This window comes from Xanthomonas sp. WHRI 8932A (assembly GCF_035012785.1).
Lineage (GTDB): Bacteria > Pseudomonadota > Gammaproteobacteria > Xanthomonadales > Xanthomonadaceae > Xanthomonas.
Genome location: NZ_JAYGQQ010000014.1, coordinates 148,552 through 174,038, shown reverse-complemented (window position 1 = coordinate 174,038; position 25,487 = coordinate 148,552). Strand labels below are relative to the sequence as shown.

The following is a 25,487-nucleotide window of genomic DNA, read 5'->3' as shown; positions in this document are numbered from 1 at the left end:
GGTCTGGAAGGTTTGCAACTGCTGAGCACCGTGCGTTACCAGGACGGCACGCCGGCCACCGGTTACGACGCCGCCGGTCGCCTGCGCGGGTATCGCTACACCCTGGTGCGTAACGAGCAAGGCAGTGGCATGACCACGCCGGAGGGCTACACCCACACCTACCGTTACACCTACCAGGGTGCAGAGACCTACCTCACCCAGCAGGTGGTCGGCACCAGCACGCACCGCGACTTCAAGACCAGCAACAGCACCAGCACCTACGATGCGTGGGGCAAGCTGCTGTCGGTGCGCGAGAACACGCCCGGCGGCAAGGTCGATGACCGGCTGCGGTATTTCACGATGGATGCGGAGGGCAACATCCAGCGCCGCACCGAGGGCACGTTCGAGGGCGGCAGGTTCACCCAGGATGATGCCGCGCGTCTGCGCACTGAGGGGGAGCTCACCCGCATCAGGCAGGCGGTTAGATGCTCCGATGACCAGATAATCCGACGTGCCACTGCCAACCGGGCTCATCAATAGGGCCTATCTTTCAAAGTGTGATGGATGCCCTGGAAAAATCTTTCAGTTAGATAACGGCAATCGCTTGACAGCCTACCGGGGGGACGCTTTAAAGTTCACGCCGTCATCACAGGGGGATGCGGCGAGCTCGCTCGGAAGTTAGGTGGCTACCAGGATCGGTAGACACATGCCACGGCGCTGCAACGCGGGTCCGCAATGCAATTAGGTTTACCCATCTTTTCTAGGCCGCACGGCCTGGCACGGTGGTTTGCGTCTCATGGATGTGGCGATGCCGTCTGTCGATAAACTTTCTGCTTACTTGGCGCAAGACCCGGCAAATCCGGAGCTTGCGTGTCAGCTCTGCGATGCGCTGATCGAAACCGGTCAGGCGGCGCGGGCTGAGTTGGTGATTGCTGCATTGCCTGCCGATCTTCTGCAACTTGCCGGGGTGCAGTTTCGTGCTGCGCGGCTGGACCTGCTGGCCGGTCGCTACGCCGAAGCCGAAGCGCGGCTGCGGCCGTTATCCGAGCGCCACCCGGCACCCGCGTTGGACCATGACATCGCATTTGCACAGCTGTGCCAGCAGAACCTGGATGATGCAGTGCGCACCCTGGACACGGCGCGTGCGCGTCACGGCGATAGTGCCGAATTTGCCGTGCTCGCTGCACGGGTCGCTCTGATGCGCTCGGACTACGCTGCGGCCGATGCGGCGCTTGCGTCGGCATTGCGACTCGCTCCGCAGCATCCAACAGCGTTGGGCCTGAGTGCACTGTGTGCGCTGGATGCAGGGGACATGCAACGTGCTGCAGCGCAGGCGAACCATTGTCTATCGCTGTTTCCAGACCAGCACGAAGCATTGCTCGCTGCGGGTGCACTGGCGTTGTATGCCCAGGACGGCGGCGTTGCCGCGATGCATTTTGAGCGTGCGTTGGAGCGCTTTCCGATGTCGGGCCGGGCGCTGTCCGGGCTTGGTCAGGCGCGCATGCTGCAGGGTGCATTGGCGCCGGCCAAGGCCTTGCTGACACAGGCAACGCAGGCTATGCCGGACCACATCGGTACCTGGCATGCGTTGGGCTGGCTGCACCTGCTGGATGGCGAACGTTCTGCGGCTGAAGCGTGCTACCAACGTGCATATGCGCTGGATCGCAACTTTGCAGAGTCGCACGGCGGTCTGGCGGTGGTGGCACTGCTGGATGGGCACCACGAAGAGGGCGAAGCGCATCTGCGCCGCGCGCTCAAGCTCGATCCCGACAGCATCAGCGGGCGCTATGCGCAGTCGTTGTCGCTTGCCGATCGTGGCGAGCAGGTACAGTCGGAGGCGGTGTTTGCCGCGTTGATGCGTGATGGCGCATTGGCCGGTGCGCAGGCGCTCGGCGCGCAAACGCCTGCCGAAATGGCACAGCGCCTACGGGCGCGGCTGTCATCCAGCAACACTGTCGCGCATTGACGGCCGGTCTGTGGACGCCGATACCGCCATGCATCTGCTGGCCGAGACTCTGCTGGCGTCGGCCAAGATCTCTGCGCCGATCCTGCTGATCACGCTGGTGGTGGGTCTGGTGATTTCGGTCTTGCAGGTCGTCACGCAGATCCAGGAAATGACGCTGACTTTCATTCCCAAGTTGATCGCGGTGGGTGCGGTGACGATGGTGATGGGAAGCTGGATGCTGTTGACAGCGGTAGAGCTTGCCAAGCGCATGTTCGATTTTGCGGCAGGGCTCTGACGATGGATGCGCTGGCCGGATTTGCTCTGCTGTTTGGTTACGCGTCACTACGTTATTTGCCGGTGATGGTGCTGCCTGGTCTGTCGCCGTTGGCCTGGGCGCCGATGCTCGTGCGTGTGACCACGATGCTGGCGTTTGCATGGCTGACGCTATTGGCGCTGCCAGATAGCTATGTCCGACCAACGACCGGCCAGCCGACGGCGCTGCTCCTGGCTGCAGTGGGTGAACTGATGATCGGTGGGATCTTCGGTCTGGCCTTCATGATCCCCAACGCGGCGTTGCACACCAGCGGTTGGTTGTTGGACATGCAAGCAGGCCTGGGCGCTGGCGCCCTGCTCAACCCTGCAAGTGCGGACACCCAAGAATCGCTACTGGGTCATGCGCTGATGCTGGCCGCTACCGTGTTGTTCTTCTCGCTTGACCTGCATGTGCTGCTGTTCAAGGGCCTGGTTGCCAGTACCGCTGTGCTGCCGCTTGGGCGCATGAGTCAACCCATCAGTGCCGATGCATTCTTCGCCCTGCTCGGTAGCAGCTTTGTCGCTGCGCTGATGGTGGTGATGCCGGTAGTGCTGGGGCTTTTTCTGGTCGATGTCGCGGTGGGCTATGCCTCGCGTTCGATGCCGCAGGCGAACGTGTATTTTCTGGCGTTACCGCTGAAGGTCGCGGTGGCACTGGGTTTGCTGGCAGTGACGTTGACCTACGCGCCGGGCTTGATCGGGCGGCTGTTCGGCAATGCGCTGGATCAGGCGCCGCAGCTGCTGGGAGCGCCCTGATGGCCGACGCCGACCAGGACAAGACCGAGCAGCCGACGCAATCGCGATTGGAAGAAGCGCGCCGGAAAGGGGAGGTGGCCAAGAGTACCGACCTCACAACCGTGCTGATGCTGGGAATTTTTGTGGTTGTCACGATGTTGACCGGGCGCGATATCGCGGTGGCATTGGCGACCGCGACGCGTAGCACCGTGCAGTTGGCTGGCGTGCACCCGCGCATCGGTGCAGATCTGGTGGCCTGGTTGATCGAGACATATGGCGGCTTGCTGCAATCGATGACGCCGCTGATCCTCGCGTTGCTGGTGGTCGCTGTGGTTGCCAACCTGGGCCAGACCGGCCCCATCTTCAGCACGCATGCGCTTGCGCCAAGCATTCAGCGCATGCATCCGATGAACGCGGTCAAGCGGCTGTTTTCGATGCGCGGTCTGTGGGAACTGGGCAAGCTGGTTCTCAAGCTGGCCATGCTTGGCCTGCTTGCCTATATCGCGGTTGGCCACGCGGCGGCTTTTGTCGGCGACCTTGCGTTGTCTCCACCAGCCCAGTTGGTCGAGCAACTGCGTTCGGGCTTTTGGACCACCTCGGTCTACGTGCTGCTGGTGTTGCTGATTGTCGCAGTTGCCGACCTGGCTTTCATGCGCAAGGACCATGGCAAGAAGATGCGCATGAGTCGGCGCGAGGTGCGTGACGACGCCAAACGGCGCGATGGCGATCCGGAGGTGAAATCCAAGCAACGCAGGCAGATCCGTGACCTGCTCAAGACGGTGCGTTCGCTGCCGCGTGTGGCCGATGCTGACGTCATCTTGACCAACCCCACCCATTACGCAGTTGCTGTGCAGTATCGTCCGCGCAGCATGCGGGCGCCGATCGTATTGAGCAAAGGGCGTGGGCTATTGGCCGCTCGCGTACGTCGCGCAGCTCAGCGTGCCGGCGTACCGGTGATCCGTATGCCAGCATTGGCGCGGGCGCTGTATCGTGACTGTGCAATCGATGCTCCAGTTCCGGAAGATCTGTTCGATGCGCTGGCACCTGTCTACCGTAGGCTCTACGCCAATCGCCGCGCCGGTGCTGCTGCATGAAGGGGATTCTCGCCGCATTTTTGAAGGACAAACGCGACCTGGCACTGGTGGGGCTGGTGGTCGGCATCTTGATGGTGCTGTTTGTCCCGGTACCGTCGCCGTTGCTGGATCTGTTGCTGATCATCAATATCAGCCTTGCACTGCTGATCTTGCTGGTGACGTTCTTCACCGAGTCGCCGCTGAACTTCTCGACTTTTCCAACCCTGTTGCTGATCGCCACCATGTTCCGGTTGGCGCTGAATGTGTCTGCCACCCGTCTGATTCTGGATGGTGCGGACGCGGGCCGGGTGATCGGTGCTATCGGTACCTTCGTGATCCGCGGCAATTACGTGGTCGGCATTGTCGTGTTCTTGATCCTGGTGGTCGTGCAGTACGTGGTGGTGACCACTGGCGCGCAACGCGTGGCCGAGGTGGCGGCACGCTTTACGTTGGACAGCATGCCCGGCAAGCAGATGAGTATCGATGCCGACATGAACATGGGGCTGATCGATGAGCATGAGGCGCGCCGTCGTCGCAAGCAGATCGAAAAGGAAGCCAATTTCTACGGTGCGATGGACGGTGCCACCAAGTTCGTCAAGGGCGATGCCATCGCTGGCATCGTGATCGTGCTGATCAACATCATCGGTGGTCTGGCGATCGGTATCGCGCAGATGGGCATGCCCTGGACCGAGGCCGTGCAGCGATTCACGTTGCTCACCGTCGGCGACGGCATCGTCACGCAGATCCCGTCGTTGGTGATCGCGGTGGCAACCGGCATCATCATCACGCGCGCAGCGGCCGACGCGCGGTTGGGTGCCGAGATTCCGCGCCAGATTCTGTCCGATCCGCGTGCATTGGCGGTGGTTGCCGCAGCGTTGTTATTGATGTTGACGTTACCGGGATTCCCCAAGTTACCGGTGATCGCCGCACTGATCGGTGTTGCGGTGCTGATCCGCTATAGCCTGGTCAAGCGGCCACCAAGCGATGGCGCGCCCGACGTTGACGCCTCGCAGGGGCCGACTGCGCAGGAAGAGTTGCAGCAAGCCATGCGGGTGGAACCCATCGAAATACGTATGGGCAGTGCATTGCATGAGTTGCTCCTGGGGCCGAGCGGCGACTTCGCGTTGCGCATCGTCAATCTGCGCAAACAGGTTGCGGGCGAACTCGGCTTCGTCATTCCCAAAGTGCAAAGTAGCTTGCGCGCGGAGCTGGAACGCAATCAGTACGAACTGCTGGTCGAAGGCAATCGCGTTGGTCAGGGTGAGATTCATCCTGACCGACTGCTGGCGATCAATCCAGGCGGTACGCGCGTCAAGCTGGAAGGACTGGAAACACGCGATCCTGCTTATGGGTTACCTGCGCAATGGATCGCACCGGAGGCGCGTCAGGCAGCCCGCGCAGGCGGCTACACCCTGGTGGAGCCCGATACGGTGCTGGTCACCCATCTCAACGAGCTGGTCAAGCGTCACGGGCCGGACCTGCTTAGCCGCAGCGAGACCGAGCGCCTGTTGTCACGTCTTGACGAACACCGCGCACCGCTGGTCGCCGAGCTGGTTCCCAATGTGCTGAGCTATTCCGATGTGCAGAAGACACTGCAATTGCTGCTGCGCGAGCAGGTGAGCATCCGCAACCTTGAGGCCATCGTCGAGGTTCTGCTGGATGCCGGGCGCAATCAGAAGCAGCCGGAGGAGTTGGCCGAACGCGTGCGAGAGCGGCTAGGCGCCACCATCTGCCAACGCTTTCAAGATGCGCGCAGTGAGCTGCATGTGCTGACGCTCGAGCCGGGTATCGAACGGACCCTGATGGGTCAGCAGCGCAACGGCGAAAGCCGCAGCGCCCTGTTTACCGACATGGCGCAACTGGATGGTTTCATTCGTCAACTGGCCAAACAGGCCGAAGCGATGATGGGACAAAACCGCTTGCCGGTGCTGTTGTGCCCTGCGCCGTTGCGTCGTCCATTGCGCGGTTTGATCCAACGTTCGTTGCCTCATGTGGCCGTGCTGGCACTCAATGAGGTTCCTTCCACCGCCCTGGTCCGCTCATTTGCGGCAGTGGGCGCGCCATTGCAGGTTGCAGCATGAGTGACACCATCCAGGCCATCAGCCGCAGTCTGAATGCCGACATCCAGGCACTGACCGCGGTCAGCCAGAACGTAGCCAACCTCAACACACCCGGCTACCAGAGCGTGCGTGCGCGCAGCGACTTCGCTGCAGCCAGTGGCGCCCAGGCAATGGCGGTACAGCGTGGCGATGGCGCCCTGCGCGAAACCGGGCGCGGACTTGATCTGGCATTACGCGGGAACGGCTTCTTCGTGACGCAGCAGGATGGCCAGCAGCGGTTACTGCGCATGGGCAGCTTCGTGCGCGGCGCCGACGGCAGTCTGCAAACGCGCGAGGGTGCTGCCGTATTGACCGATGCCGGGGTCTTGACGCTGCCGCAGTCGGACATTCGCGTCGACGAGCAAGGCGGGATATGGGACGGCGAGGCGTTATTGGCACGTCTGAGCATCGTGGATGTGGCCGAGCCGGCTCGGCTGATTCCCAGCGAGGGCGGCTACCGCTACGACGGAGCGACCACGCAATGGAAAGGAACCGTGCAGCAAGGCAGCGTCGAACAATCCAATGTCGACGCCGCTGGCGAAACCATGCAACTGATCGAACTTTCGCGACATGCCGAATCGGTGCAACGCGTCATTTCCCTCTACGACCGAGCGATGGATACGGGCATCAACCGTATTGGCGACAACTGACAGGACTGCATCAATGATCGACGCTCTTTACATCTCATCTACCGGCCTGCGTGGCCAGCAGCAGCAGATCGACGTGATCTCCAATAACGTCGCCAACATGCAGACGCCCGGCTTCAAGCGCGGACGTGTCAATTTTGCCGAAATTGCAAATGCGCCGTTGCCCGGCCAGGGGATCGATCAGGCCACCAACGTGCATGGCGGCGGTATTCGCGTGAGTTCCACGTCGGTGGAATTTGGTGCCGGCGCCTTGCAACCCACGCGCAATCCACTGGATCTGGCGATCGATGGCGATGGCTTCTTTGAGATCGAGAACGCAAACGGTGAGCGCTTCTACACTCGCTCGGGCCGCTTCCATGTGGACAGCGAGGGCTATCTTGCCATCTCCAATGGCATGCGCCTGTCGGCAGGAATCCAGATGCCGCAAGGCGCTGCAGACGTATTGATCTCTGCGGCAGGCGAAGTGAGTGCCAAGCTCGAGGGCGGTGAAGAGCGCTCAGTATTGGGCAGTATCGATCTGGTCAGCTTCGTGTCCACCGAAGGCCTGGAGTCGCGCGGCGAAAACGTCTTCCAGGCCGCTGGCCGTTCTGGCGAAGCAATTCCACTGGCTGCAGGCAGCAACGGTGCAGGGAAGTTGCAGCAAGGCTATCTGGAGGCAGCCAACGTCGACATGATCGATGAGATGACCGGTTTGGTGCTGGCGCAACGGGCGTACCAGCTCAATGCGCGGGTATTGCAGGCGTCGGATCAGATTCTCGAAACCATCAACAATTTGCGCCGCTGATGATCAGGACGTTTGCCCTGCTGCTGATGGTGTCCTGTGCGAGCGCGCAGGCGACCACGATTGCACCCGACCGGTTGGTCGCAACTGCGCGTGCGTCGCTGGATGCCCTGTCCAGCGCGCTTCCTGGCGAGCTGACGATCACTGCCGCTGCGCTGCCAGGCTCTCAACTGGATGTGGAGGCGGATGCTTCACGTGTGACATTGCAGGCAACGCCGATCGACGGCAGCTGGCCACGCAAGCGCATCGGTGTTCCCGTGCGTGTGCTGGTCGATGGCGTTCCCACCCAGACCAGGATGGTTTGGTTCACGGTGCAATGGTGGTTGGAACGGCCCACCTACGCCCGCGCGTTTGCCGACGGCACGCCGAGCGCGCAGCTCGTCATAGTGAACAAGCGGGTCGACGTGGCTGGTACTTTGGCGATCGGTGAGGCATCGGAGCAGGCCACCTTACCTGCGGCGGGCCGATTGAAGCATGCCGTGCGCGCTGGTCATCTGGTAAAGCCAGACGACTTTGCGGCGGCGCCGACAATTGCTCGACGCGACCCGGTAACCCTGCGCGTTCGTAGTGGTGCAGTGGAGCTACGGTTGCCGGCGCTAGCGACAGCGGACGGGCAGCTAGGTGAGGCAATTGCCGTCTTGCCAAAGGGTGCGCGTACTCCCGTGCTGGCACGCGTGGTCGCCAATGGAGAGGTGTCCATTGAACAGTAGATGCCTGGTCTTGAGCGCCGCGGTCTTGCTGGCAACGGCAAGCCAATGTGTGAGCGCGCAAGAAAGTCTGATCAACCCGAATACCTATCGCGGTATTGCTGCGGATCGACGTGCGTATCGAGTAGGCGATGTGTTGACGGTAAACGTCTTGGAAGCCGCCAGAGCCCGCTCCGGGGCGGCAACCGACGCCGGCTCGGATGTCCGGCTGAGTGGCACGGCTGGCAATAACGCTTATCGCGGCGGCTTCGATGCCAGCTTGTCTGGCGCTACCAAGGGCAGTGCGGAGACCTCGCGCGTTGGTGAGCTGCGCACGCAATTGTCGGTGCAAGTCAAGGATGTTCTGAGCGACGGCTCGCTGGTGGTTGAAGGTGAACAGTCGTTATTGATCAATAAGGAAGATCAGCGCATTACCCTGAGCGGCATCGTGCGACCGGACGACATCTTGGCCGACAACACCGTGTGGTCTCATCGACTTGCTAACGCTCGTGTGGAGTTCAACGGCAAAGGTGTCGTTGCCGAGTCGCAGCGTCAAAGCGTTGCCTATCGGTTGCTTAAGTGGCTGAGGGTGCTATGAATCTGCGTCTGCTGGTGCTCTTGCTCGCACTATCCTCTGGCACCGCGCAAGCGGCTGCCGTCTCCGATGTCAGGATCAAGGACATCGCCCGCATTGCCGGTGTACGCGAAAATCCGTTGACTGGGTACGGCCTGGTATTCGGCCTTTCAGGCACGGGCGACTCGGCACGTAATCGGGCGACGGTGCAATCGGTTGGCAATACGTTGCGCAACTTCGGCGTCAGCGTCGAACTGGGCGACCTGTCCAGCCGCAATGTGGCAGCAGTGCTGGTTACTGCAAAACTCCCGCCCTTCGCAGAACCCGGGCAGCCACTCGATGTGCAGGTCGCCTCGGCAGGCGATGCCCGCAGCCTGACCGGCGGTACGTTGATGATTGCGCCTTTGAGCGGCCCTGACGGCAAGGTCTACGCCATCGCGCAGGGCGCGATCTCTGTGGGTGGTTATCAGTTCGAGGCGATTACCGCGTCTGTGCAAAAGAATCATCCCACCGTAGGCTGGATTCCGTCTGGCGGCACGGTCGAGCGCGCGGCTGCACTGAATGTTGCTGGCGAGCCGGGAACCTTGAGTATTCTGCTGGACGAAGCGGACTTCACCACCGCTAACCGCATCGCTCAAGCAGTGACAGCCAGCTTGCCAGGCGTGACGGCAGAGGCCGAGCACGCTGGCAAGGTCGTTGTGCACTATCGAGACAACCCCAGCCGCGTGGCGCGCATCTCTCAGATCGAAAACATCCGTGTGACGCGCGAACGTCCCGCGCGCGTGATCATCAATGAACGCACCGGCACCGTCGTTGCGGGAAGCAATATCCGCTTGGGTCAGGTCAGTATTTCTCATGGCGATCTGCGTGTTGAGATTTCTACGCGCTACAGCGTTTCCCAGCCCGATGGACTGCTGGTGCGCCCAGGTGCCGGTGTGCGCAGCGTATTGGTACCAGAAAGCACTATCACCACCGAAGAACCGATCGCGCCCCTGGTGTCGGTAGCAGAAGGCGCAACCGTGGCCGATCTGATCTCCGCGTTGCGGGCCGCCAAGCTGACCACGCGCGATGTCATCGCGGTCTTGCAATCCGTCAAATCCGCAGGCGCCCTGGATGGCGACCTGATCATTCAGTAGGCCACTCATGTCCCAAGATCTTACCGTCGACGCCGTGCGCATGGCCTTGAGCCTCAACAAGCTCAAGGCCGAAGTCACCAGTTGGAACATCGCCAATGCATCGAGCCCGGATGCGCCGGTTTTCGTTATCGACCAAAGCCGGACGGACCGTGTCTTGAATGCGGCAGCCAGCGCAAACCCCGGTGAGGTTGCCGCGCTGCTACATAACCCAGATTCGCCGACATTGGCGATCGTGGATCAACGTAGCGACGGCACGCGAGCAAGCCTGGACGACCTGGTCGCCGACGCAGTATCGGCAGGACTTAACTATCAAGCATTGACCGAGTCGCTGAGCCGGCACTTCGGCTTGATGCGTTTGGCGGTTACTGGACGGAGCGGCGCATGAGCATCGATGCAATTTTGGACGCAAGCCGCGCAGGCATGCAGAACGAGCGACTGCGCATGGACCAGGCCGGGCGGTATATCGCAGTTGCCAATCAACCGATCGATCCACGCCAGCTTGCTGCGTCGTCCAATGGCTCCTTCGCCGAAACGGTGGGCCTTGGAGATGGGATGGATGCCGTCCGCAGCCTTGGCACGCGCACGGTGCTGGATCCGAAAAACCCTATGGCCGATGCACAAGGACAGGTGCATTACCCAGCTGTAGACATGGTCAGCGAGATGACAAGTCTAATGACGGCCAGCCGCGGCTACGAAGCAAACGTTCGCTCGTTCAATGTCCTACGCAGCATGGTGCTGCGCGCATTCGAAATTGGAGCCAAGTGATGGCGATCGAGGCAATTGGCGCCATCGGTCCAGCACCGCTGGAAACACTCGGAGCACCGGTGGCCGCGACCGAAGGCGTGAACTTTGGTGATGTGGTTGCGCGTGGTCTCTCCAATGCCGATGGCGCTGTCCAGACCGCGGATCAGCAGCTCCGTGCGATGGCCGCTGGCCAGGAGATTGCACCACACGATCTGATGATCTCGCTGGAAGAGGCGCGCATGCATCTCACGTTGCTGGCCGAGGTGCGTAACAAGCTGGTCGAGGGGTATCAGGAACTCTCGCGGATGCAACTGTAAGGACATTGACGTGCTTTCCTCTTTCAAAACGACGTATTCGGCAATGCCCCCCACCCGCAGGGTGGGATTGTTCGTTGCCGTGGGTATCTTGCTATTGCTCACGGCTGCAGCAATCTGGTGGGCATTGGCTCCGCGACAGGCAGTGTTGTTCGGCCAACTGAAGCAGGCAGACGCTGCCGAGGTGTCAGCGGCGCTGGACGAATGGAAGGTTCCGCATAGCTATACGCCGGACGGCAGCGGGATACTCGTCGAACAAGGGCAGGTGCATCCTTTGCGGATGCGTCTTGTCTCGGCCGGCGTCCCGAAGGGGGGGCATGTCGGGTTCGAGCTTTTCGACACAAATGAATTCGGCGTCACCGAATTTGCCCAGCGCATCAACTATCAGCGGGCATTGCAGGGCGAGATCGAGCGCACCATCGCCACGATTCCGGGCGTGGAGGCGGTGCGTGTGCACCTGTCGATTCGGCGGCCGGGCGTGTTTCTGGCCGAAGACAGCCAGTCCAAAGCCTCGGTTGCCGTGTCGCTTGTCCCAGGCGCGACCCTGACTGCCAAGCAGGTCAGTGGCATCCGCGACCTGGTTGCCTCGGCCGTGGACGGTCTTGCGCCCGACGCCGTGGTGGTGGTCGGGCCGACCGGCTTGCAACTTGGAGGAGGCGCAAACGACGCTGCAAGTGGGACGCAGGGTGATCTGGCACGTCAGCTGGGTGCGGACTATGAGCGTGACATCCGCAAGATCCTGGAAGCACAGTCGTCCACGGCAGGCGCATCCATTTCTGTGAATGTGGCGCTGAATTTCGACAAGGTGCGGACCACTAGCGAACGTACGTTGGTCGCCCCTGGTCAGGACCATGGCACCGTGGTGCGACGTAGCACTAGTTCCGACCGCACCGCCGACGGTGGCAGCGGCGCCGTATTGAACGAACAGGTCGAGTATGCCCACGGCACGGAGAAGCAGGAGGTCACGCGTGCCACCGGTCGCGTGGAGCGCGTCAGCGTCGCGATTTCAGTGCGACAGCCTCTGACCGACATCGAGCAACAGCGCCTGCAGCGCTTGGTCATGGCAGCCATCGGCGGAGATGCTGCGCGTGGTGACGTTGTCGAAATCGGTGTCGGCGCTCCTTCGCTTGCCGGTCAACCTGCAAATCGGCCGACATCGGCCGTCCGTGATACCGATCGCTCGGTCATTACGACTTCCGACGCTGTGTCGGTGTGGCAATCGGGTTTGCTGACCTGGTTGCTGGCCGCCATCTTCATCAGCCTGACCGTCGGTCTGTTGATCGGCAGGGCAATCGCACGATCGCGCGGTAAGCGTTTGAGTCGCGAGCAAAGCGAACAGGCCGCACAACACATTCGGGCGTGGTTGCTAGGGCCTGCACATGAGCGTGTCTGAGGCCATGCGCAAGTCTGCGTTGCTTGCCAGCGTGATGCGGTCAGGCCAGCGGCGGCGTCTGCTGGCGTCGTTGCCGATAGCCATGGCCGAGCAGCTGCGCACGCAGATAGCGCTCGTGCGTCGTCACGGATGGGATGAACTCTCGCTTGTGGAACCACTGTTGCACGGGCAGGAACTTACCGTGACACAGACCGATGCCGACCTCGGTCTGGAAGAAATCGTGCGGTTGTCGCATATCTTGAGCACCGCGACATTGAGCCGCGTGGTAATGGCGACGACAGCGGGAGAGGCATCCTTCGTGCTTGCCGCGCTCGACCCTCAAATAGCCAAGGCGGTTTGCGCTGAACTAACGACGATGAGGCCTTTGCCGCCCGCATTGGCCGCTGCTGTGCGCAACGCGGCCCAGACGCATGCAGCCGCGGTTCCTGCAATGCGAGCATTGACATGAAGCGTCTGCCTGCATCGGCCGATTGTCGACCCTGGTATGCGCCTACGCAGCATATCGTTGTCAACGCCGCGCCCGACATTTCAGAAGAGCAGTCCGTGCTGGAACACGCACGTGCGATGGGCTATCAGGAGGGCCTAGCGCGTGCACATGAGGAAGCCGCAGCGCTTGCACAGCACGAGTTGGCACAATTGACCGATACCTTGCAGGCGGAGGCACGCTCGGCACGGGAAATGACCGAGCGCTTGCATACGCAGATGCAGGATCTGGTTGCGGGGCTGGCACTGGCTGTCGATGAGCAGGCGCGTCGAAGCCATGAAGTTGCCGTCGAAGTGGCATTCCATGCGGTAACTCAGGTCATTGGTGGCGCTTATGCCAACACATCGCTGTTGACGGACTTGTGCCACCGCGCAATGCGCGATGCAGGGCATCAGGCGGTGGCGTTGCACGTCTGTGAAAAGGATCTTGCGCTCTGCCCCAAGGTTGCAGGGCTGGCGATTCAATGCGATCTCTCATTGCGTCCTGGCCAGTGCATTCTGGAAACACGCGCGGGGCGAACCGAATTCGGTTTAGACGTGCGGCTTTCTGCACTACAGGCGGCGCTGCTGGATGGTCTATCCACTTACCAATATGTGGCCAGATGATGGGTCTTAGCCAACATTTGACTACGGCAATCCAGTCGGCGTCTTACACACGCCGTTATGGCCGTGTGTGTGCATTCAACGGACTGGTGGTCGAGGCCGATGGACCCGAAGCACGCGTTGGTGATCTCTGTGAGGTGGTTGCATCGGCGGACGGTCGGCGCGTGGATGCACAGGTGGTGGGCCTACGGGATGGCAGGTTGCTGCTCATGCCGTATGGAGACCTTGCCGGACTCGCGACGGGGGCAAGAGTGGAAGCCACTGCAAGGTCATTGCGCGTGCCGGTGGGGGCTGCTTTGCTGGGTCGTGTGGTCGACGCTTTCAGCCGTCCTTTGGACACGTTGGGGCCGTGCATTCTGGAACAGCGGTATCCGTTGCACGCAGCGCCACCCAATCCATTGGTACGGCGTGATATCACGCAGATTCTGGAAACCGGCGTCCATGCGGTAGATAGTCTGTTGACTCTGGGCATGGGGCAGCGCATCGGCATTTTTGCCGGCAGCGGGGTCGGCAAGAGCACACTCCTTGGCATGTTCGTTCGCCACGTGAAAGCAGACGTGATCGTGCTGGCATTGATCGGCGAGCGCGGACGTGAGGTCGGCGATTTTGTACGCCATACGCTTGGGCCCGAGGCGATGGCGCGCTGTGTGGTCGTCGCTGCCACTGCAGATCAGCCCGCCCTGGTGCGAACGCATGCAGTACATGCCGCGCATGCCGTGGCAGAGTTCTTCAGGGATCAGGGTAAGTCAGTCCTGTTGGTCGTAGATTCGATGACCCGGTTCGCCATGGCGCATCGTGAGATCGGCCTGGCCAGCGGTGAGCCGCCAACCTTTCGTGGCTATACCCCTTCGGTCTTTTCATGGCTGCCGCGGATCGCCGAGCGTTGCGGAAACTTTGCCAATGGTGCGATCACTGCAATCTACAGCGTGCTCGTAGAAGGCGACGACCTCAACGAACCCATTACCGATCACATGCGCGCCATCCTGGACGGACACATCGTGCTGGATCGCACATTGGCGGCAAAAGGGCATTATCCGGCGATCAATGTGTTGGCCAGCGTAAGTCGCCTGCTGACCCAGCTGGCGACGCGAGAGGAGGTTGAGCTGGCAAGCCGCGTTCGCCACGTGCTGGCCATTCTGGAAGATTCACGCGATCTGGTTGAGCTGGGGGCGTATCAGCCCGGAGCCAATTCGGCACTGGATCAGGCACTGGAGGCCTGGCCCCAGGTGGAATTAGTGCTCAAGCAAGCGCAAGGCGCACCAATGACACGGCTGGAAACAATGCACGCATTGCAGCGCGCGCTATCGAAGGAAGTCGCGCATGTCTGACGATCGAGCGCGTCGACAACTGCAGCGGCTTGCGGTGCTGGCGCGCGTCCGCGACCTGGAGACGCGCAAGGCATCGCTAGCGCTGCGAGCTAGCCTGCTGGAAAGCCGCCATGCGCATGCAGGTGTGCAGGCATGCGAACAACGCGTTGATGCTGTCGCTTCCTGGAAGCAACGCGCTGAGCATGGTCGCCTACAGTTGCATACCTACCAGCTCGCACTGGACGCTGAAGGGGTCGTGTACGCAGAGCAAACGCACGCGCAGCTGCATGCAGATGCTTGCTACGGGCGCCTTGATGCCGCGCGCACAATGCATCGTGACACATCGGCGGAAGAACGCTCCGTCGATGAACGGTATCGTCGCCTGTCCGAACACATCCGGCATGGGGAAGAGCGCACGGAGTCCGACGTCAGCGCAGAGCTCTGGCTTGCCAGGAGGGTCTGTGATGGCCATTGAAACGTGGATGCCCCCGCCTGCCTCGAGTCCGGTCAAGCCCAGGGCCGAACCGCGTGAAGAGCTCCCAGCCAAGGATGCGGCGACCTTCGAGCGCTGGCTGTCGCCTGAGCGCTCGCCTGGTACAGCGACTGTCGCAACTACCGAACAGGCCGTGCAAGCCGGCACGCTGTCGGCCGCCCAAGCTGCGCGTGACGTTGATCAAGCACTTGCGTTGGATTCCATTGTGTTCGAGTGGACGGCAACTGCGACCTATCTGATGTCGTATGTGGATCACCGCAGATCTGGCCTTGATATCCCAGTGCATGATTCGGCTGCAATCGATGGCAATGCGCTTGCGCAACCGCGAGCTGTATCGAGTGCAGGTGCAATCGACTTGCAATCTACAATCAGCAGCTCGTTGGGTGTGTCCGGGTTATACGCGTCCGCTACCGACCTGCCGGTGATCTCGAAATCACATGCCGACACCGATGGCACTCAGCCGTTGCGCGCGTCGCCCACGGCCAGCCTTGGCGCATGGGCGGAATGGATGTCGCGGTCGATAAAGCAGATCTCGGATGCCGAGGGGCGCTCGACCGTGTGGATTCGCGATTACCAAATTTCCGACGCGCAACTACCGGCGCTACTCGATGCACTGCTGCAGTCCGGTCAAGGCAGGCCGGACCGAATCATGCTCAATGGCGCTCTCATTTGGCAGCGTGCCTCAAATACTCAAGGAGTCAGCAGTGGCGATTGATTCAATCGGTGCGATCGTAAACAACGGTAGCGCAAGTGCACAGTCGAACAACACGATCGACCAGGACGGCTTCATCAAATTGTTCCTGTCGCAGCTGCAGTTTCAAGATCCGCTGGAGCCGGTGGATAACCGCGAGTTCCTGGCGCAGCTCGCGCAATTCAGCAATCTTGAGCAATCGCGTCAACTCAGCCTCAACTCCGAAGGGATGTTGAGCATGAACGCTACCAGCCAGAGCCTGAGCCTATTGAACCGTCGTATCGAGGTCACCCAGGCAAGTGGCAGTACTGCCACCGGTTTGGTCAAGGCAATCGAGTTCAGTGCATCTGGCCCACTGTTGACTGTAGAAACCAGCGCCGGCGTTCTCACAGGCATTCGCCTACCCCAAATTACGCTGGTCCAGCAGTAGGAGTCATCGCATGTTTCAAGCCCTCTACAACTCGTTGTCCGGACTTTTCAGTTTTTCCAAAAGTCTGGACACGGTAAGTAACAATGTTGCGAACATGAACACGCCGGGGTTTCGCGGCAGCGACTCATTTTTTGAGAATTTGGGTGGCGAACATGGCACACGCATTGTGGGCGCCGGGTTGCGTACCACTGCCGGTGATCTACGACAGACCGGTAACGCGACCGACGTTGCGGTTGACGGCGCAGGCTATTTCGTTTTGCGCGATGCCAGCGGTGGACTGCATTACACACGCGCGGGTCAGTTTATCTTCGACGATCGTGGCGTCCTGGTGGACAGCGTCAGCCGCTACGACGTGATGTCCATCAATAGTACGGGGCAATTGTCGCAACTGAACCTGGATGGCTTACGTACCTTGGATGCCAAGGCCACGACCAGCGTGCGGCTAAGCGGCAATCTATCCCCAACATCCACAGGCAGTTCGGTCAGCGACATCAAAGTCTATGACGCTGCCGGTACCGTCCATACGCTCAAGATCAATACTGCTGCGCCGGTTGCATCGGTCGGAGCGGGTCGTACTTATCGCGTCACCGTGACCGACGAATCCGGCGCACAAGTGGGCAGCGGTGATCTGCGTTTCAGCACTAGCGGTATGCTCGAGACGGGCTCCGGAACGCTCGAGGTCACGCTTTCGGCAGGCTCAGGCAGTCAGAAGGTCTCGCTTGGCTTCGGCACGCCAGGCACATTCACCGGAACGACCAGTCTGTCCGGTCTGACCGACAGTCTGACCGCCACCGTGGAGGACGGCAGTCCCGTGCTGGGCATCAATGCACTGGCATTCGACAACAAGGGCATCCTTCAGGTTACTTACAGCTCGACCGAAAAACGCCGGGGCGCTCAGCTTGCACTGGCGGCATTTCAAAGCGAGAGCACGTTGGAGCTCTCCAGTGGACGCATGCTGTCGGACGTGGAAAGTCAGCGCAGTGAGCTTGGTCGTGCCGGCTCCAGCGTCTTCGGGAGCATCCAGGGTGGCAGCCTGGAGATGTCGAATATCGACCTGACGCAGGAATTCGCCGACATGTTGATCATTCAGCGCGGCTATCAAGCCAGTTCGCGAGTGATGACGGTCAGCAATGAAATGATCGAACAGCTCTATAACAGCACACGGGGTGGTTGATCAATGAAACGTCTTGGTTGGATACGTCCTGCCACTGCGCAGAGCTTATGCGAGACCCTGGAGTTACGCTTGGTCGCCTGGCTCAAAGAATGGTCGGTCTCACAAGATCAGGTTGACCAGCGCCCGGGTGTTGCCGTCATGCAAACCGTTGAAGATTCTCTGGATACAGTGCACTGGCGGATCGCTACCACCAATGTCGGAGGCCTGTTTGGTATTCGGCTACGTAGCGCGTCGTGCTCGGCACTTGGTGCGGAGTTGATGGGCTTACCCAGCGCCGCTGACACGCAGTTATGTGGGAGTGTGGGTGAGGATGCGCTGCAAGCGTTGCTAGACGCACTTTTAGGCAACCAGATTTCCGACAGCGTGGGACGCAGCCAGCAGATCGATAACGATCGCTTCGGACCTCGCCATGGCGCTTTTCGTGCTACCGCGCACTGGGACGCGTTTGAGGTCGAAGTGATCGCTGACGCGGTCTGGTGCGCGTCGGAGAGTGACAGTATCGATCGAACTGTTCGTTCTGAGCTGACGTCACGTCATGCCGCGCTACTCAATCAATCTGTTGGTCTGGACGCCCAGCTGATCGTGGGTGAGGTAGAGCTGGGCGAGGTGTCGACGCTGCGTATCGGCGAAGTTCTGATTGTCGACAGCGACGCGCACGCACCGCTTCATCTAATGAATGGAAACCAGGTCCTTGCCGCTGCGCGCTTGGTCATTGTGCAAGGCCAGCGCGCACTTGAATTGCATTGAATAACAGATCTGATCAAGGACACGACGAATGAAGATGGAAACTAATACCGTAGCGCGCGATCTCTCGATCTTCGGCCACGTCAAGGCAAAGCTGGTAGCGCATGTCGGGCACGTAGAAATGAGCGTCGATGAGATCATGGCACTTAAGCAGAGCGACGTGGTGACGCTGGAGGAAGCATGCGACGCACTGGTCACACTCATGCTCAATGGCAAGGCAATTGCCAGAGGCGAGCTAATGGCTGTCGGCGACAAGCTCGGCGTCCGGATTCAAGAATTGCTCTGAGCTAAGACATGCCGACTGCCATTCCCTACCGCGGCGATACGGTTCTCAGCGCCGCGACGCTTAGCCCAGCGCTTATCTGGACCACCGTTTTACTGACGGTGTTCGTCGCTGCTTTGTTATTACTGAAGAAGAAAGGAATGCTCGCGCGTTGGCAGGGCGGCGCTAGGATCTCCACGGCAGTTGGCAGCATCGTAAAACGTGCAGAGTATCGGGTCAGCCGCTCTACGGTTGTGTACCTGCTTGAGATCGAAGGCGAGAGCGTGCTGGTCACTGAGTCCAGGCATCAGGTCGGGATCCAACGTCTTGGTGCGGCCACAGAGGTATCAAAGTGACCCGGCGGCACGTGTATCGCCAGCTGCTGACTGGAGTTGTCGGTTTAAGCCTGGCGCTTGTCGCCTCAGCGGTTTGCGCAGATCCGTTGAGCGATGCACTGAGCGCCGCAGGCAAACAGGAATTCTCTTCTACGCTGCGCGTTTTTGTGCTGATGACGATGCTCTCGTTCATTCCGGTCATCCTGATCGGCATGACATGCTTTACACGCATCATCGTTGTACTGGCCTTGTTGCGACATGCGCTAGGCATTCCACAAACACCACCTAACAGCGTACTGATTACGTTGGCGATGTTATTAACGTTGTTCTCGATGGGGCCGGTGCTGGACAAGGTTCAGCGGGATGCGCTGACGCCTTATCTTGCAGATCAGATCACTGCAACCGAAGCGGTGTCGCGTGCCACGCCATCGTTGCGCGACTTCATGGTGCGTCAGACGCGCGAGTCGGATCTACTTGCAGTTAGCGAAATGGCCCGTGTCGCGCCGCCAAAGACCGTTGAAGAGATCCGTTTTACGCATCTTGCCGCAGCGTTCATTCTGAGTGAGCTGAAGACCGCATTTCAGATGGGGTTTGTTATTTTTCTCCCGTTCCTGATGATCGATCTGGTGGTTTCCGCAATATTGATGGCGCTCGGCATTATCATGCTACCCCCTGCAACCGTCAGCCTTCCCCTCAAGCTTCTGCTATTTATTTTGATCGATGGATGGGTGCTCGTTTCCCGCACGGTGTTGGGCAGTATTTGGTCCTGACACGCCATGGACAAGGAGGCCCTTGTTGCCGAGCTTTGGAGGCGATTCAAGACAGAACACGATCTGCAGGCGAGAGACTTCCTGGTGACGGAGTATTCGCCGTGGGCGCGGATAGTTGCCGCCGACGTGTATCGCCGTGTCGGCCGTCGCGATCTGGACTGGGCGGATCATGTGCAAAATGCACACATCGGAATGCTGGAAGCGATGAGCAGGTACGACCCGGCTCGGTCGATTCCTTTTACGCTGTATGCAAAACGACGCGTGCGGGGAGCAGTATTCAACGGCGTACGCCAGCATAAATTCTCTCGCCGGATTGAAGACCCTATCGATACCTTAGCCGATGACATCGGCAGCCTCGATGGCTTCATCGGTGCGATTGTGCAGATCGCGACCCAGCATTTGGTGGAGCAGGCAACCGATGCCTGGCCCGGTCAGGCCATCGCAGAGGAGCAGTCTCGAAGCGTTTTGGCTCATGCGATGTTGCAGTTAGCTCCACGCACGCGTGACATCTTCATGTCCTATTACTACTTGCATAAGCCCTTTGTACAGATCGCAAACGAGCTTGGCGTGACCAAGGGCAGGGTGTCCCAGCTTCACTCCCAGGGACTTGAGATCCTGCGCTCAAATCTCCGACAAAATTTGTTTCAGTTAGGCGATTTTTTGTAGCGTCTGCCAGCCCTTTTCTGGTGACACGGGACCGTCCCGGTGATCCGGTCACATACACTGCTTGTAAAGATCGCGTTGTCTGTCATATGGATTGGTTGGCATTCATGGTTATCTTCGAGGTCAGGTTCTCGGTTTGGCGTTCTCTTCGCCCCGAACTCGACATCAGGCACACATCGCTCCTGCCAAGCTGGTTGCTCAATACAGTAGCGGAGCTGCATCGTGGCGAAGAAGAAGACGGTGGCGCGGTTTCTGGCCGAGACGCTGCAGAGCGCGGGTGTGGAGCGGATCTGGGGCGTGACCGGCGACAGCCTCAATGGCTTGACCGATGCATTGCGCGAGATGCAGACCATCGAGTGGATGCATGTGCGCCACGAAGAAGTCGCCGCGTTTGCCGCAGGCGCCGAGGCCGCGGTGACCGGCACGCTGGCGGTGTGCGCCGGGAGTTGCGGGCCGGGCAATCTGCATTTGATCAACGGCTTGTTCGACTGCCATCGCAGCCGACAGCCGGTGCTGGCGATCGCCGCGCATATTCCATCGTCCGAGATCGGCCTGAGTTATTTTCAGGAAACCCACCCGCAGGAGCTGTTCCGCGAGTGCAGCCACTTTGTGGAGCTGGTGACCAATCCGGCACAGCTGCCGGAAGTGCTGCATCGTGCGATGCGCACGGCCATCCTGCAGCAAGGCGTGGCGGTGGTGGTGATTCCCGGCGATATCGCGTTGCTGGAGGTGGACAAGCATCTGTCGAGTGCATGGCCTGCCCTGCGCGCGCCGCGCGTGCTGCCTGCGGCCGACGATGTGCAGCAGCTGGCCGAGCTGTTGCAGCAGAGCAAGGCGGTCACCTTGTTGTGCGGCAGCGGGTGCGCAGGTGCACACGATGCGGTGGTGGCGCTGGCAGAGAGGCTGGGCGCGCCGATCGTGCACGCGCTACGTGGCAAGGAATACGTGGAATGGGAGAACCCGTTCGATGTCGGTATGACCGGCTTGATCGGCTTCAGTTCCGGCTACCACGCAATGCTCAATTGCGACACCTTGATCATGTTGGGTACGGATTTCCCGTATCGGCAGTTCTATCCGAAGGACGCCACCATCGTGCAGGTGGACCGCGACCCGGGTGCATTGGGACGGCGCACGCCGCTGCAGCTGGGCATTGCGGCGGATGTGGGCGAAACCATCGCGGCCTTGCTACCGCAGTTGCAGCGTCGCGAAGACCGCCGCTTCCTGGAAAAATCGTTGGAGCACTATCGCAAGGCGCGCGAAGGGCTGGATGACCTGGCAGTGCCGGCCGATCCTGGTGAGCCGTTGCATCCGCAGTTCGTGACCCGGCTGATCAGCCAGATTGCCGATCAGGATGCGGTGTTCACTTGCGATGTCGGCACGCCCACGGTGTGGGCGGCGCGTTATCTGCGCATGAACGGCAAGCGCCGTTTGCTGGGGTCGTTCAACCATGGCTCGATGGCCAATGCGATGCCGCAGGCACTGGGTGCGCAGGCGGCGTTCCCCGGGCGGCAGGTGATTTCGCTATCCGGCGATGGCGGCTTTGCGATGTTGATGGGCGATTTCATCTCGTTGGCGCAGTTGAACCTGCCAGTGAAGATTGTGGTGTTCAACAATGCCTCGCTGGGCTTTGTGGCGATGGAAATGAAGGCTGCCGGTTATCTGGATACCGGCACCGAGTTGCGCAACCCGGATTTCGCCGCGATGAGCAATGCGATGGGCATTCTGGGCATTCGCGTGGACGAATCGTCGCAGCTGGAGCGTGCGTTGCGGCAGGCCTTTGCGCACTCCGGTCCGGCGCTGGTGGATGTGCGTATCGCCACGCAGGAACTGGCGGTGCCGCCGGCGATCAAGCTCGAACAAGCCAAGGGCATGGGCCTGTACCTGCTCAAGGCGGTGATGAGCGGGCGGGGCGATGAGGTGATTGAGCTGGTCAAGACCAACTTGCGCTAACGCGGCCAGTTCTATCATCGGCCGACCTTGCCCGGATTGCTTGCATGCCACGTTCGCTACTGCGGCAATTGTTGCTGATCTGGATGGTGATCGTGGCCGCCTGCCTGGGCGTGGCCACGATGTTGTATGGCCTGTATCGCCAGACCGAAGGTGTGCGGCTGGAAGACGCGCGGCAACAGTTGAGCGGCCAGTGCATGCGCATCGTGCAGCGCTATGCCGGCGCAAGCGAGGCCGCGCGCAGTGGCGACAACGGCGCCGGCTTGGCTGCGGTGGTGGTGCAATTGGTGCTGGCCGATGCTCCCGGCGTGGAAGGCGGCGTGTGGAATGTGGACAAGGGTTTCATCGCCTATGCCTACCCCACCTATGACGGCAGCGATCACAAGACCGATATCCCGGCAGCCGAGTGGACAACCATCGTGGGCACTGCGCGGCAAAGCGCGCAGGGACGCAAATCTGTGCAGTTCCGCCGCGATGGCAGTCGCGAGGTGCTGCTGATCAGCGCCTGCCCGTTGGCGGCCGGCACCGCCGCGTGGACCATGTCGCGGGTGCCGGCGAGCAGTTCGGATGCGTGGCGGCCGCTGGTGGTCGGCATGGTGTTGATCTTTGCGATGGTCGCGGTGTCGGCGATTGCGCTGGGCGTGGTGGTGCGGCGCTGGAGTCAGCGTCTGCAGAAGATTCAACACGCATTGGCGGCCGATACCGAGATGCCGCAGATTCCGCACACGGGTGCGCCCGAACTTGATCGGCTTGGCGCTGCGGTCACCGGCTACGCGCAGCGCACTGCGCAGGCGCTGGCGCAGACACGCAAGCTGGCCGACGAGCTATCGCGGCACGAGCGGCTTGCCGCGCTCGGGCGCATGACTGCAACGGTGGCGCATGAAATCCGCAACCCCATCGCCACCATGCGGCTTGCGGTGGAAAACGAGATCGCACGACGCGATGTCACTCCTGACGACGCCGCGCATGGCGCGTTGATGCTGGCGCAGATCCGGCGCCTGGATGGCGTGGTCGAAAGCCTGCTCGGCATGGTGCAGCCGATCCGCCTGCAGCTGGAGACAGTGGTGGTGCAGCACTGGTTGAAGGAGCTGCTGGATCCCTCACTGTTGCCGCACGCGGCGCATCAATTGCAGCTGCAGGTGCCGGATGCACCGCTGCAGTGGTCACTGGATCCGCAGCAACTTGGGCGCGCATTGCACAATCTGCTGCGCAATGCGTTGCAGCACGCCGAACCAGGCACGCAGATTGTGATGTGTGCGGAGCAGCGCGAAGGCATGTTGCATTTGCAAGTGAGCAATCGCGGTGCGCCCGTGCCCGAGCCGATTGCGGCGCAGCTGTTCGAACCGTTCGTCAGCGGCCGCAGCGACGGCAACGGGTTGGGGCTGGCACTGGTGCGAGAGATTGCGCGCGCGCACGGCGGACAGGCGCACTACACGCATGCCGACGGCATGACGCATTTCAATGTGGAGCTGCCATGGCGCGCATCCTGATCATCGACGACGACGCAGCATTTCTCGCCACCTTGCAGGCGACGCTGCGCTCGCTCGGGCACAGCGTGATTGCCGCAAGCGACGGCGCGCAGGGGCTGGCGCAGTTGCGCGAAGGTGGTATCGATCTGGCGTTTGTGGATTTCCGCATGCCTGGCATGGACGGGATCGAAGTGTTGCGCGCGCGGGCGGGCGATGCGCAGGCGGCCCAGGTGCCGCTGGTGATGCTCACCGCCCATGTGTCCAGCGGCAACACCATCGAGGCGATGACGCTGGGTGCGTTCGATCATCTGGTCAAACCGGTGGGGCGTGCCGATATCGTCGATGTGGTGGAACGTGCGTTGCTGAGCCGCACGGAGGCTGCGGCCGACGCAGTGCCACTGCCTTTGCCCGAAGAAGACGATGCGCTGGTCGGTCACAGCCCGGCGATGCGCACCGTGCACAAGCGCATCGGGCTGGCGGCCGCATCGGACTTGCCGGTGTTGATCACCGGCGAGACCGGTACCGGCAAGGAGTTGGCCGCGCGTGCATTGCATCGCGCCAGTGCGCGTGCGAATGCGGCGTTTGTCGCGGTCAATTGCGCGGCCATTCCATTGGAGTTGATGGAGAGCGAGTTGTTCGGTCATCGCAAGGGCGCGTTTTCCGGTGCGACCAGCGACCGCATCGGCCTGATCCGCGAGGCCGATGGCGGCACCTTGTTTTTGGATGAAATCGGCGACATGCCGTTGCCGATGCAGGCCAAGCTGCTGCGCTTCTTGCAGGAAGGCGAAGTGACGCCGCTGGGCGGCCGCGGTGCCCAGAAGGTGGACGTGCGCGTGCTGGCGGCCACCCATCGCGATCTGGCCGCGTGGGTGGCCGCCGGGCAGTTCCGCAGCGACCTGCGCTACCGCTTGAACGTGGTGCCGATCGAGCTGCCGCCGCTGCGCGAGCGTGGGCAGGACATCGTGCTGCTGGCCGACTATTTTTTGCGCACAGGACAGGGCAGTGCACGCACGCTGTCGCCGGCCGCGCAGGCGCGCGTGCTGGCCTACCCGTGGCCGGGCAATGTGCGCGAGCTGCGCAATGTCATGCAGCGTAGCCAGGTGCTGGTGCGCGGGCACAGCATCGAGGCGGACGATCTGGACGAGGCGCTCGGCGACCTCGCGCCGCCGCAGGCGACGCCGGCGGCTCCGGAAATGCAGCTCCCCGAAGCGGTGGCGCGGCTGGAGAAACAGATGATCCAGGATGCGCTAGCGCACAGCGGCGGCAATCGTGCCGAGGCCGCCCGTCGGCTCGGCATTCATCGGCAGCTGCTGTACCGCAAGCTCGACGACTACGGCTTGCAGTAGGCGCGCGGGCTGGCGCCTGCAAGGCTGTGCGGATGGGCGACGAACCGGTGCTGATTGAGTGGTTCGCCCGCCCGGCTCCATTGCCGGCAGGACGTTGCAAACAGATGCATCCCATCGCCAGGGCATCGACAGGCGGCCATGGGCCAGCGCTAGCATTTGCAGCTGTGCAGCTGTGCAGCTGTGCAGCTGTGCAGCCAGACAGCCAGACAGACAGCCAGACAGACAGCCAGACAGCCACAGCCAGCCACAGCCGCAGACTGCAATCGCGAACGCCGGCCTTCGATGCTGCCCGAACAAGAGACACCGCAGCGCACGTGTCTGCAAAACGGACAACGCTGTATGAGATACAGAC

At 61.2% G+C, this 25,487-nt stretch carries 30 protein-coding genes; all 30 read left to right on the top strand.

Features of this window, described 5'->3' with window-relative positions:
• Positions 1 to 519: hypothetical protein (locus VC212_RS21475; protein WP_323526894.1), on the top strand; the 519-nt coding region annotated here is incomplete at its 5' end.
• 268 nt (positions 520 to 787) lie between these two features.
• A complete protein-coding gene (locus VC212_RS21470; RefSeq protein ID WP_323526893.1) occupies positions 788 to 1,945 on the top strand; it encodes a tetratricopeptide repeat protein in 1,158 nt (385 codons plus the stop codon).
• Positions 1,946 to 1,955: 10 nt separating this feature from the next.
• Complete coding sequence (locus VC212_RS21465) at positions 1,956 to 2,219, top strand: flagellar biosynthetic protein FliQ (RefSeq protein WP_104617531.1); 264 nt, start codon at positions 1,956 to 1,958, stop codon at positions 2,217 to 2,219.
• 2 nt (positions 2,220 to 2,221) lie between these two features.
• On the top strand, positions 2,222 to 2,992 hold the full coding sequence (locus VC212_RS21460) for a flagellar biosynthetic protein FliR (RefSeq protein WP_323526892.1): 771 nt from the start codon (positions 2,222 to 2,224) through the stop codon (positions 2,990 to 2,992).
• Entirely contained in the window at positions 2,992 to 4,065 is a 1,074-nt protein-coding gene (locus VC212_RS21455) for an EscU/YscU/HrcU family type III secretion system export apparatus switch protein (RefSeq protein ID WP_323526891.1), read from the top strand. The genes VC212_RS21460 and VC212_RS21455 overlap by 1 nt, the downstream gene beginning before the upstream one ends.
• Positions 4,062 to 6,125 carry a flagellar biosynthesis protein FlhA gene (locus VC212_RS21450; RefSeq protein WP_323526890.1) on the top strand — a complete coding sequence of 688 codons (2,064 nt, stop codon included), beginning with the start codon at positions 4,062 to 4,064 and terminating at the stop codon, positions 6,123 to 6,125. The genes VC212_RS21455 and VC212_RS21450 overlap by 4 nt, the downstream gene beginning before the upstream one ends.
• Complete coding sequence (locus VC212_RS21445) at positions 6,122 to 6,793, top strand: flagellar hook basal-body protein (RefSeq protein WP_115552592.1); 672 nt, start codon at positions 6,122 to 6,124, stop codon at positions 6,791 to 6,793. The genes VC212_RS21450 and VC212_RS21445 overlap by 4 nt, the downstream gene beginning before the upstream one ends.
• A gap of 13 nt (positions 6,794 to 6,806) precedes the next feature.
• Entirely contained in the window at positions 6,807 to 7,574 is a 768-nt protein-coding gene (locus VC212_RS21440) for a flagellar hook-basal body protein (protein ID WP_115552593.1), read from the top strand.
• Positions 7,574 to 8,281: a flagella basal body P-ring formation protein FlgA gene (locus VC212_RS21435; RefSeq protein WP_323526889.1), complete on the top strand. Its 708-nt coding sequence runs from the start codon at positions 7,574 to 7,576 to the stop codon at positions 8,279 to 8,281. The genes VC212_RS21440 and VC212_RS21435 overlap by 1 nt, the downstream gene beginning before the upstream one ends.
• A 10-nt stretch (positions 8,282 to 8,291) precedes the next feature.
• Positions 8,292 to 8,855 (top strand): flagellar basal body L-ring protein FlgH, encoded by a 564-nt coding sequence (locus VC212_RS21430; RefSeq protein ID WP_115552595.1) that lies wholly within the window; start codon positions 8,292 to 8,294, stop codon positions 8,853 to 8,855.
• On the top strand, positions 8,852 to 9,967 hold the full coding sequence (locus VC212_RS21425) for a flagellar basal body P-ring protein FlgI (RefSeq protein WP_115552596.1): 1,116 nt from the start codon (positions 8,852 to 8,854) through the stop codon (positions 9,965 to 9,967). The genes VC212_RS21430 and VC212_RS21425 overlap by 4 nt, the downstream gene beginning before the upstream one ends.
• Before the next feature lie 7 nt (positions 9,968 to 9,974).
• Positions 9,975 to 10,352 (top strand): hypothetical protein, encoded by a 378-nt coding sequence (locus VC212_RS21420; protein WP_323526888.1) that lies wholly within the window; start codon positions 9,975 to 9,977, stop codon positions 10,350 to 10,352.
• A complete protein-coding gene (locus VC212_RS21415) occupies positions 10,349 to 10,732 on the top strand; it encodes a flagellar basal body rod C-terminal domain-containing protein (RefSeq protein ID WP_323526887.1) in 384 nt (127 codons plus the stop codon). The genes VC212_RS21420 and VC212_RS21415 overlap by 4 nt, the downstream gene beginning before the upstream one ends.
• Positions 10,732 to 11,028, top strand: coding sequence for a flagellar hook-basal body complex protein FliE (gene fliE / locus VC212_RS21410; protein WP_115552599.1), 297 nt, complete (start codon positions 10,732 to 10,734; stop codon positions 11,026 to 11,028). The genes VC212_RS21415 and fliE overlap by 1 nt, the downstream gene beginning before the upstream one ends.
• A 10-nt stretch (positions 11,029 to 11,038) precedes the next feature.
• Entirely contained in the window at positions 11,039 to 12,418 is a 1,380-nt protein-coding gene (gene fliF, locus VC212_RS21405) for a flagellar basal-body MS-ring/collar protein FliF (protein WP_238691705.1), read from the top strand.
• The gene (locus VC212_RS21400; protein ID WP_323526886.1) at positions 12,405 to 12,866 is read left to right on the top strand and encodes a hypothetical protein; all 462 of its coding nucleotides are present in this window, start codon (positions 12,405 to 12,407) and stop codon (positions 12,864 to 12,866) included. The genes fliF and VC212_RS21400 overlap by 14 nt, the downstream gene beginning before the upstream one ends.
• On the top strand, positions 12,863 to 13,507 hold the full coding sequence (locus VC212_RS21395; protein WP_323526885.1) for a FliH/SctL family protein: 645 nt from the start codon (positions 12,863 to 12,865) through the stop codon (positions 13,505 to 13,507). Before VC212_RS21400 ends, VC212_RS21395 begins: the two co-directional genes overlap by 4 nt.
• Positions 13,504 to 14,832 carry a FliI/YscN family ATPase gene (locus VC212_RS21390; protein WP_323526884.1) on the top strand — a complete coding sequence of 443 codons (1,329 nt, stop codon included), beginning with the start codon at positions 13,504 to 13,506 and terminating at the stop codon, positions 14,830 to 14,832. Before VC212_RS21395 ends, VC212_RS21390 begins: the two co-directional genes overlap by 4 nt.
• Positions 14,825 to 15,286, top strand: a complete 462-nt coding sequence (locus tag VC212_RS21385) for a hypothetical protein (RefSeq protein ID WP_323526883.1) — start codon at positions 14,825 to 14,827, stop codon at positions 15,284 to 15,286. Before VC212_RS21390 ends, VC212_RS21385 begins: the two co-directional genes overlap by 8 nt.
• Positions 15,276 to 16,019: a hypothetical protein gene (locus VC212_RS21380; protein WP_323526882.1), complete on the top strand. Its 744-nt coding sequence runs from the start codon at positions 15,276 to 15,278 to the stop codon at positions 16,017 to 16,019. The genes VC212_RS21385 and VC212_RS21380 overlap by 11 nt, the downstream gene beginning before the upstream one ends.
• On the top strand, positions 16,009 to 16,425 hold the full coding sequence (locus VC212_RS21375; protein ID WP_115552603.1) for a flagellar hook capping FlgD N-terminal domain-containing protein: 417 nt from the start codon (positions 16,009 to 16,011) through the stop codon (positions 16,423 to 16,425). Before VC212_RS21380 ends, VC212_RS21375 begins: the two co-directional genes overlap by 11 nt.
• A gap of 10 nt (positions 16,426 to 16,435) precedes the next feature.
• Entirely contained in the window at positions 16,436 to 17,599 is a 1,164-nt protein-coding gene (locus VC212_RS21370) for a flagellar hook-basal body complex protein (RefSeq protein WP_323526881.1), read from the top strand.
• Between the two features lie 69 nt (positions 17,600 to 17,668).
• Positions 17,669 to 18,346 (top strand): FliM/FliN family flagellar motor switch protein, encoded by a 678-nt coding sequence (locus VC212_RS21365; protein WP_323526880.1) that lies wholly within the window; start codon positions 17,669 to 17,671, stop codon positions 18,344 to 18,346.
• A gap of 28 nt (positions 18,347 to 18,374) precedes the next feature.
• On the top strand, positions 18,375 to 18,629 hold the full coding sequence (locus tag VC212_RS21360) for a FliM/FliN family flagellar motor switch protein (RefSeq protein ID WP_104617237.1): 255 nt from the start codon (positions 18,375 to 18,377) through the stop codon (positions 18,627 to 18,629).
• An 8-nt stretch (positions 18,630 to 18,637) separates the two neighbouring features.
• Complete coding sequence (locus VC212_RS21355; RefSeq protein ID WP_323526879.1) at positions 18,638 to 18,961, top strand: hypothetical protein; 324 nt, start codon at positions 18,638 to 18,640, stop codon at positions 18,959 to 18,961.
• Between the two features lie 11 nt (positions 18,962 to 18,972).
• Complete coding sequence (gene fliP, locus VC212_RS21350; protein WP_323526878.1) at positions 18,973 to 19,710, top strand: flagellar type III secretion system pore protein FliP; 738 nt, start codon at positions 18,973 to 18,975, stop codon at positions 19,708 to 19,710.
• A gap of 6 nt (positions 19,711 to 19,716) precedes the next feature.
• Positions 19,717 to 20,376: a sigma-70 family RNA polymerase sigma factor gene (locus VC212_RS21345; protein ID WP_323526877.1), complete on the top strand. Its 660-nt coding sequence runs from the start codon at positions 19,717 to 19,719 to the stop codon at positions 20,374 to 20,376.
• Between the two features lie 237 nt (positions 20,377 to 20,613).
• Positions 20,614 to 22,323, top strand: a complete 1,710-nt coding sequence (gene poxB / locus VC212_RS21340) for a ubiquinone-dependent pyruvate dehydrogenase (protein ID WP_193552576.1) — start codon at positions 20,614 to 20,616, stop codon at positions 22,321 to 22,323.
• Between the two features lie 44 nt (positions 22,324 to 22,367).
• The gene (locus VC212_RS21335) at positions 22,368 to 23,810 is read left to right on the top strand and encodes an ATP-binding protein (protein ID WP_323526876.1); all 1,443 of its coding nucleotides are present in this window, start codon (positions 22,368 to 22,370) and stop codon (positions 23,808 to 23,810) included.
• Positions 23,795 to 25,135 (top strand): sigma-54 dependent transcriptional regulator, encoded by a 1,341-nt coding sequence (locus tag VC212_RS21330; protein WP_115560936.1) that lies wholly within the window; start codon positions 23,795 to 23,797, stop codon positions 25,133 to 25,135. Before VC212_RS21335 ends, VC212_RS21330 begins: the two co-directional genes overlap by 16 nt.
• The last annotated feature ends 352 nt before the right edge of the window (positions 25,136 to 25,487 follow it).

Coding starts and splice junctions, on each gene's coding strand:
- VC212_RS21470 (WP_323526893.1), top strand. CDS start 788: ATGCCGTCTGTCGATAAACTTTCTGCTTACTTGGCGCAAGACCCGGCA.
- VC212_RS21460 (WP_323526892.1), top strand. CDS start 2,222: ATGGATGCGCTGGCCGGATTTGCTCTGCTGTTTGGTTACGCGTCACTA.
- VC212_RS21455 (WP_323526891.1), top strand. CDS start 2,992: ATGGCCGACGCCGACCAGGACAAGACCGAGCAGCCGACGCAATCGCGA.
- VC212_RS21450 (WP_323526890.1), top strand. CDS start 4,062: ATGAAGGGGATTCTCGCCGCATTTTTGAAGGACAAACGCGACCTGGCA.
- VC212_RS21445 (WP_115552592.1), top strand. CDS start 6,122: ATGAGTGACACCATCCAGGCCATCAGCCGCAGTCTGAATGCCGACATC.
- VC212_RS21440 (WP_115552593.1), top strand. CDS start 6,807: ATGATCGACGCTCTTTACATCTCATCTACCGGCCTGCGTGGCCAGCAG.
- VC212_RS21435 (WP_323526889.1), top strand. CDS start 7,574: ATGATCAGGACGTTTGCCCTGCTGCTGATGGTGTCCTGTGCGAGCGCG.
- VC212_RS21425 (WP_115552596.1), top strand. CDS start 8,852: ATGAATCTGCGTCTGCTGGTGCTCTTGCTCGCACTATCCTCTGGCACC.
- VC212_RS21420 (WP_323526888.1), top strand. CDS start 9,975: ATGTCCCAAGATCTTACCGTCGACGCCGTGCGCATGGCCTTGAGCCTC.
- VC212_RS21415 (WP_323526887.1), top strand. CDS start 10,349: ATGAGCATCGATGCAATTTTGGACGCAAGCCGCGCAGGCATGCAGAAC.
- fliE (WP_115552599.1), top strand. CDS start 10,732: ATGGCGATCGAGGCAATTGGCGCCATCGGTCCAGCACCGCTGGAAACA.
- VC212_RS21400 (WP_323526886.1), top strand. CDS start 12,405: ATGAGCGTGTCTGAGGCCATGCGCAAGTCTGCGTTGCTTGCCAGCGTG.
- VC212_RS21395 (WP_323526885.1), top strand. CDS start 12,863: ATGAAGCGTCTGCCTGCATCGGCCGATTGTCGACCCTGGTATGCGCCT.
- VC212_RS21390 (WP_323526884.1), top strand. CDS start 13,504: ATGATGGGTCTTAGCCAACATTTGACTACGGCAATCCAGTCGGCGTCT.
- VC212_RS21385 (WP_323526883.1), top strand. CDS start 14,825: ATGTCTGACGATCGAGCGCGTCGACAACTGCAGCGGCTTGCGGTGCTG.
- VC212_RS21380 (WP_323526882.1), top strand. CDS start 15,276: ATGGCCATTGAAACGTGGATGCCCCCGCCTGCCTCGAGTCCGGTCAAG.
- VC212_RS21370 (WP_323526881.1), top strand. CDS start 16,436: ATGTTTCAAGCCCTCTACAACTCGTTGTCCGGACTTTTCAGTTTTTCC.
- VC212_RS21360 (WP_104617237.1), top strand. CDS start 18,375: ATGAAGATGGAAACTAATACCGTAGCGCGCGATCTCTCGATCTTCGGC.
- VC212_RS21355 (WP_323526879.1), top strand. CDS start 18,638: ATGCCGACTGCCATTCCCTACCGCGGCGATACGGTTCTCAGCGCCGCG.
- VC212_RS21345 (WP_323526877.1), top strand. CDS start 19,717: ATGGACAAGGAGGCCCTTGTTGCCGAGCTTTGGAGGCGATTCAAGACA.
- VC212_RS21335 (WP_323526876.1), top strand. CDS start 22,368: ATGCCACGTTCGCTACTGCGGCAATTGTTGCTGATCTGGATGGTGATC.
- VC212_RS21330 (WP_115560936.1), top strand. CDS start 23,795: ATGGCGCGCATCCTGATCATCGACGACGACGCAGCATTTCTCGCCACC.